At 45.9% G+C, this 6,000-nt stretch carries 6 protein-coding genes and 1 riboswitch; of the genes, 2 read left to right on the top strand and 4 right to left on the bottom strand.

All coding sequences use genetic code 11. From position 1 onward, the window contains the following. Nucleotides 1-149: 149 nt before the first annotated feature. Nucleotides 150-494 (top strand): hypothetical protein, encoded by a 345-nt coding sequence (locus AK963_RS11465; RefSeq protein ID WP_066015584.1) that lies wholly within the window; start codon nt 150-152, stop codon nt 492-494. 432 nt (nt 495-926) lie between these two features. Here AK963_RS11465 and moeA read toward each other — a convergent pair whose 3' ends face one another. Together moeA and mobB are read right to left on the bottom strand one after the other, a co-directional pair. Continuing rightward, complete coding sequence (gene moeA, locus AK963_RS11460; RefSeq protein WP_066015583.1) at nt 927-2,165, bottom strand: molybdopterin molybdotransferase MoeA; 1,239 nt, start codon at nt 2,163-2,165, stop codon at nt 927-929. Beyond that, the gene (mobB, locus tag AK963_RS11455; protein ID WP_083232591.1) at nt 2,162-2,716 is read right to left on the bottom strand and encodes a molybdopterin-guanine dinucleotide biosynthesis protein B; all 555 of its coding nucleotides are present in this window, start codon (nt 2,714-2,716) and stop codon (nt 2,162-2,164) included. Before mobB ends, moeA begins: the two co-directional genes overlap by 4 nt. A 638-nt stretch (nt 2,717-3,354) precedes the next feature. Beyond that, a riboswitch (molybdenum cofactor riboswitch) is annotated at nt 3,355-3,503 on the top strand. On the opposite strand from mobB, the gene moaA reads away from it, so the two are divergent. Next, the gene (gene moaA, locus AK963_RS11450) at nt 3,492-4,472 is read left to right on the top strand and encodes a GTP 3',8-cyclase MoaA (RefSeq protein WP_066015582.1); all 981 of its coding nucleotides are present in this window, start codon (nt 3,492-3,494) and stop codon (nt 4,470-4,472) included. It overlaps the preceding riboswitch by 12 nt. Nucleotides 4,473-4,649: 177 nt before the next feature. On the opposite strand, the gene AK963_RS11445 is transcribed toward moaA, so the two are convergent. Next, nucleotides 4,650-5,456: a carbon-nitrogen hydrolase family protein gene (locus AK963_RS11445; protein WP_066015581.1), complete on the bottom strand. Its 807-nt coding sequence runs from the start codon at nt 5,454-5,456 to the stop codon at nt 4,650-4,652. A gap of 19 nt (nt 5,457-5,475) precedes the next feature. Next, nucleotides 5,476-5,820 carry a hypothetical protein gene (locus tag AK963_RS11440; RefSeq protein ID WP_066015580.1) on the bottom strand — a complete coding sequence of 115 codons (345 nt, stop codon included), beginning with the start codon at nt 5,818-5,820 and terminating at the stop codon, nt 5,476-5,478. Between the last annotated feature and the right edge of the window lie 180 nt (nt 5,821-6,000).

Below are 6,000 nucleotides of genomic sequence, written 5' to 3'. Positions count from 1 at the left end.
AAAACGATGCTTTTGGTAGAGCTGGAAATAACAGAAGCGGGCATGACAGTTAACTATTATGAGTGGTGTTCCCATAGTAGCTGTGAAAATAGAGCACTATTGTTTCAATCATTCAGAGAGAGCACCCGGATCAATCTGGTCGAGTTGTTATGAAGGTTGATGATAAGTGCCTTTTGTTATTAATGGAGCGAGTATATGTTGGAATAGCGTGTGGGCAGATTAAATTTGATTTAAATTCTCAAGAGAATGATGCTCTTAAAAAGTTTATTGAAGATTATAAGATTGCTATATCAGATGCAACGCATCATAAGCTGTTTGTTAATCCAAAAGATGAAAATTGCGTGAAAGTGTTTGATGAATGTCTTGAGTTTTGTCTCAGGCTAGAACAGGCTCCCATTACAACTCAGATGTCTTCTAAGGAAAGAGAGGCGCTGAATGTAGGATACTGGCAAGGATATAAGGACGGTTACGCTGCAGGTGCAGGGATGGTTTGAAAAAGTAAGCTTAATACGCTTTTTCCTCTATTACTGGTTCCTTCTTTTTGCCGGTAATATTGTATTATTTAATATAATAATGTTTTTTAATTGAAAGGCAGATAAATGTAATTACAAGGAAGTTTATTGGTAAATAATTGTTTTATTGTCTTTTTTTAGTCATGTGAGAGAATGGTTTTTGTGCTTTGTTATTCTTGTTGGATAATTAAATAAAAAAGTAGGCTGGCTGCTATTGTGTTGATAGGAGGGGTTAAAAATCCATGCCAGCTTATAGCTGGCTTTTAATAAGGTTTTTTGCAGAGTGTATGGGTTTTTGAGTTGGCAAAAAGCGAATAACATACTTGGAATTCGATCTGTCAATTAATAATAACTGGAGTAAATTAAACTCCAGCTAATTCTTCAACCCTAAGCCTGCATTTCATACATCAAGTCTTACATTAAGAGTTCATCAAACAGCTGCACTTTCACCAGGTCACCGGCTTGTTTATCACCATCCTCTTCGGCCAGCACGATATAGCAGTCAGAATGGCTCATTGTGCTTAGGACTCCAGAACCCTGATGACCCGTGGACATGACCTGAAGTTCACCGGATTCACTGTAAACCAGCCTTCCTCTCTGAAAATCCCTGCGCCCTGGACGTTTCTTGAGCTGGGTTTGCGTTGACAGTGTGAGTTCAACTTTTTCTACCGGCTGCTGGTTCATCATATGGCGCAAGGCTGGAGCCGCCAGCTGCTGGAAGGTGACGGTAGCCGATACTGGATTACCGGGCAGACCAAAGAAAACACTGTTCGGAAGTTGCCCAAAGGCAAAAGGCTTGCCCGGTTTGATGGCCAGTTTCCAGAAGCCGGTTTCTCCCAGTTCATCAAGAATGTCTTTGGTGTAATCTGCATCACCAACAGAGACACCACCGGAACTGATCACCGCGTCAGCCTCCTGATCGGCTTTCAGGAACGCCTTTCTTAATGCCTCTTTATCGTCAGGAATCTTGCCAAGGTCGATGATTTCGACGTCCAGTTTTTTAAGCATGGCTTTGATAACAAAGCGATTACTGTCGTAAATGTCGCCCTGTCCCAGTGGCTCACCTGGAAGTTTCAGTTCATCGCCGGTAGAAAATACGGCTACTTTGACTTTTCGATAGACAGTGATATTGGCAATGCCCAGCGAGGCCAGCAGTCCGATATCCTGAGGGCGGACTTTCCGGCCCGGTGTGAATACCTGAGAGCCTTCCGGAATATCTTCCCCTGCTTTTCGGATATTGTTGCCGATCTTCTCTGGTTTCTGGAGAAAATGAATACCCTGATCTGTGGTCTCAGTCTGCTCCTGCATAATAACCACATCGGCACCTTTGGGAATGCTGGCGCCCGTCATGATACGAATGCAGTGTCCGGCGGGAATCTCTCCGGAAAAAGGGTGCCCTGCCAGGGACTGTCCTGCCAGGGGTAAGGTGTCATGGCTCTGCAAATCCTTCAGGATCAGGGCATAACCGTCCATGGCAGAATTGTCATGAGAAGGCACATTGATAGGCGATACGATGTGCTCTGCTAATACTCTGCCAAGGCTGTCTTCCAGAGAAACGGTTTCTAATCCAGATACTGGTTTTACACCGTCGATCAGGGTTTCCAGTGCTGCTTCCAGCCTCATTAATCCATCAGTTGCACAGCAGTCACTCATGCTTGGCCTCGTTCATGTCTATGGCAGAAGTTCTCAATAAAACCGGCAATGTGTTCGGGGCGGTTGATATCCAATTCTGCCAGATGATCAGGAAGATTGATGCCGGGATTGCCATCCCAGGCTATGGCAATGATATGGGGGTCATCAGTAAACAGGAAGGGCTTTTCATAATCACTGCGATGAAGCTCGATTTTAGGTATGGGTGCCTCTCGAAAACCTTCCACTAGGATTAAATCGAGCTGATTCTGGTTGAGCAGTTGCAGCTGCTCCTGCAGCTGTCGTTCGTATCCATCTGGGTATTCGGTATAGCAAATAGAACGACCTGGCATGCTCAACACCAGCTGGCTGGCACCGGCATGTCGTAAACGATAGCTGTCTTTTCCGGGAGGGTCTGGCTCTATCGTATGATGAGAGGCTTTGACTATGCCTGTTCTAAGGCCCTTGCTACCAAGAAGTGGCAGTAGTTTTTCAATAAGCGTTGTTTTACCTGTGCCGCTGAAGGCTGCTATGCCCAGAACGGGAATATTGGCAATAATCATTGAGGCAGTCATAGAAGGTGTCTTTTTGGCCTGCAACTAGGGGGTGTTACCAACTGGCCATTCAACCAGTTGGTCATACAATCACTCAGGCAAGGCGAACGGCGCAGGACATGGGGTTCCCTGTTCAAGGCGTTCAACACGGCATGAGTGCTTGTATGACTAACCCGAAGGGCCACCCATTATTTGCACCATACAGCGTTGCTCACTGCTCATGTGGAACAACCACACTACGCAGCTCGCGCCTTGTCTGGCGCAAATAATGAGTGGCTGGTTGTATGTCCAGTTGGTAACCCCCCCTAGATGTTAACAGGAACCATGGATAGCATATTGCTCGAGGGCTGTTCACATATCACAGAGTGTCCCCAGTTAATCTGGATCACTTTTGCTATCCGTACAAAAAAGATCCAGACTGCATGCAAGGTGTACTGTATTCGTCGCTTATGGCTTTCATGGATCAAAAGGGTCAGAAGAATAGCAGATTTACGTATTAATCCAATAAAACAATAGTGCCTGATGTCATGGTTTTTCGAGAAATAAGCAGGTAGGATTCACTTGACTGTTGTAAAACGATCTCAACAGTCCCTTAAGCAGTATGATTTCTACTATTTTTAACAGTCATGTGTGGCTGTTTAACGTTGTGATTAACTGAATCAACAAGCGAGCGCCGAGCTTCGGTTCCTAAAGGGTTGTATCCCTACGGACTGGAAGCCGCAGTCAGAGAATGCATAACTGGCTGCCAGGGCTGTAGAAGAAATTCTGCTGCCTCCCGCGATTGGAAAGGTGTTCTATGCAACCATTGCAGGATCTTCAGGGACGGAAATTCCCTTACTTGCGGCTGTCAGTCACAGACCTGTGCAACTTTCGTTGCAACTACTGTTTGCCTGACGGCTGCCTTGACCATCACCACAGTGAAGCATTAACCATTGACGAAGTACGTCGTCTGGTAACTGCTTTCGCCTCCGTCGGTGTGGAAAAAATTCGCCTGACCGGTGGGGAGCCTACCTTGCGTCAGGATTTTTCCGACATTGTCAGAACCATCAAGCAAATCCCCGGCATAAAAAAGCTGGCCATGACCACCAATGGTTACAAAATGGATCAGCGGGTTACGGATTGGCTGGATGCGGGTATTGATGCCATCAATGTCAGTGTGGACAGTCTCGACCCGAGAGCCTTTGAGCTGATTACCGGTCATAACCGGCTTCGGGAAATTCTGTCAGGCATTCAAAACGCTTTTGATCATGGTCTGCCATCCATCAAAGTGAATGCGGTGGCTATGAAAGGCATTAATGATGATGAGCTGGACGCCTTTCTTGACTGGATCCGGGACTACCCCGTCTCTGTTCGCTTTATGGAATTGATGCAAACCGGCAATAATCTGGAATTTTTCCAGAAGCATCATTTTTCGGGTAAAAAAATTCAGGAGCTTCTGTTGGAGAGGGGATGGGTTAGAAAGGTGCGTTTGTATGATGCAGGGCCTGCCCAGGAGTATTGCCACAGTAACTATGAGGGAACTATTGGTTTGATCATGCCATACAGTAAAGATTTCTGTAATGACTGCAACCGGCTTCGAATTACCAGTCTTGGACAGCTTCAATTATGTTTGTTTGCTGAATCAGGCATTGATTTGAGAGATCTTTTGCAAAGTGATGGTCAACAGGAAGAGCTGTTGGCTCGAATACGTGACTCACTGAGACTCAAGGAGGATGGCCACTTCCTAGATCAAGGTTGGACGGGAGGGACTCAGAGTATTTCCCAAGTAGGAGGCTAGTTCATCCACTGGCTAGGAGCCTGTCGGATTTACCACTGATCTACTGCGAAAATGCCGGATTTGGCCAGTTTTTATGCTGCTTCTCGTTGAATAGAGCCACTATTCGCCTCAAATCAGCATAAAAACTGGCTCAAACCGGACATTTCCTCGCTACGGTCGGCTAAGTACGACAGGCTCCTAGCTTTCCCTGGTGCTGGTTTTGAGTATTTCAGTAATGGCATTCATTTCATCAATAAGATCGACCCCAATGACTTTTTTGGGGTCCTCTGAATCGATATTCAGGATTGTCGTTGCTGTTTCCTCTTGATGTTCCAGTTTGAGCAGGTAGTCCCCTGTTGGTGTGCAGACCTGGCTGTTACCACAGTAATTGCCGGAAATTGTTTCGGTACTCTCGGATCCCAGCCGATTGCACGTCGCAATATAAACGTCATTCTCAATCGCTCTAGCCCTTGCCATATGAAGACTCTGTTGCCCTCCAAAGTTGGCTGGATGCAGAATAACGTCGACTCCCTGCTTCACATACTCCCGCACGATTTCTGGAAACCAGAGATCAAAGCAGATCGCTATACCAAGCCGGATGCCCATATGTTCAAAGACGACGGGTTTATTTCCCCGCGAGAAGTACTGACGGTCAATATTGGTTTGACTGATTTTCCGGTAACAGGCTTTTAAACCATCCTTATCCACAGCGACTGCACTGTTGAAATACTGGTTGTCTTTTTTCTCTGGGAGTCCGGCAACTATCAGGGTGTCAAGTTGCCGGGCAAGTGACTGGAGTCTTACTATCGTCTTACTGCCTGTATTTTCTTCCGCCAGTTCATGCAGTTCAGTTGCACTCTTAAAAAGATAGCCAGAAGTAAACAGCTCAGGTAGTAGAACAATATCTCCTGGGGTTTGGCATGAGGTTAACAGTGACTCTACAGTATCAAGGTTGGCTTGAGGCTTTTTATACCTTACTTCCATCTGTGCAAGAGTCAGTCGCATAATACAGGTTTTCCGTTGTTTAATGGCAGTCGATGGGTTGTTCAAATGAATAGCCTTTGACCTCACTGATGCGAATCAATCCATCGTATTGCTCAGCAAAACCGTCCACTTTTTCATCCAGAAGGTGTCCGCGAAACTTCAGATACATTGGCTGGTAGGGTGTTTTGAAGTTGGTTTTATAAAAATCCTGCATGCTCTGTCCGGCCCAGTCAAAACTCACCCAGTAAGACAGGTTACTGCCGCATGGAGTAAAGCTGTGGACTTCATGTCCCCAGATGTATTTACCCTCAAAAATCGAATCAAAGTCCACAGCATTGACAGTAGGAGAGAGCAAAATAAACAGGGCTATGAAATAACGTTTCATGACTGTATTCCAGGTGATACAACTTACGTGGAGCCTTTCGGACTTTTTCTCACTACGATCGGTTAAGTCCGAGAGTTTCCTAGACTATCACTGTGTCCAAGAAAGCCAACCAGGAACCCCTGTTTAAATACGTGCTTTGCATGGAGTTTCTGGATTGCAAATGTACGGGCTGGAAGTTCA

The organism is Endozoicomonas atrinae (genome assembly GCF_001647025.1).
Classification (GTDB): Bacteria; Pseudomonadota; Gammaproteobacteria; order Pseudomonadales; family Endozoicomonadaceae; genus Endozoicomonas; species Endozoicomonas atrinae.
This window is presented reverse-complemented; position numbering and strand designations above follow the sequence as displayed.

Coding starts and splice junctions, on each gene's coding strand:
- AK963_RS11465 (WP_066015584.1), top strand. CDS start 150: ATGAAGGTTGATGATAAGTGCCTTTTGTTATTAATGGAGCGAGTATAT.
- moeA (WP_066015583.1), bottom strand. CDS start 2,165: ATGAGTGACTGCTGTGCAACTGATGGATTAATGAGGCTGGAAGCAGCA.
- mobB (WP_083232591.1), bottom strand. CDS start 2,716: ATGACTGCCTCAATGATTATTGCCAATATTCCCGTTCTGGGCATAGCA.
- moaA (WP_066015582.1), top strand. CDS start 3,492: ATGCAACCATTGCAGGATCTTCAGGGACGGAAATTCCCTTACTTGCGG.
- AK963_RS11445 (WP_066015581.1), bottom strand. CDS start 5,456: ATGCGACTGACTCTTGCACAGATGGAAGTAAGGTATAAAAAGCCTCAA.
- AK963_RS11440 (WP_066015580.1), bottom strand. CDS start 5,820: ATGAAACGTTATTTCATAGCCCTGTTTATTTTGCTCTCTCCTACTGTC.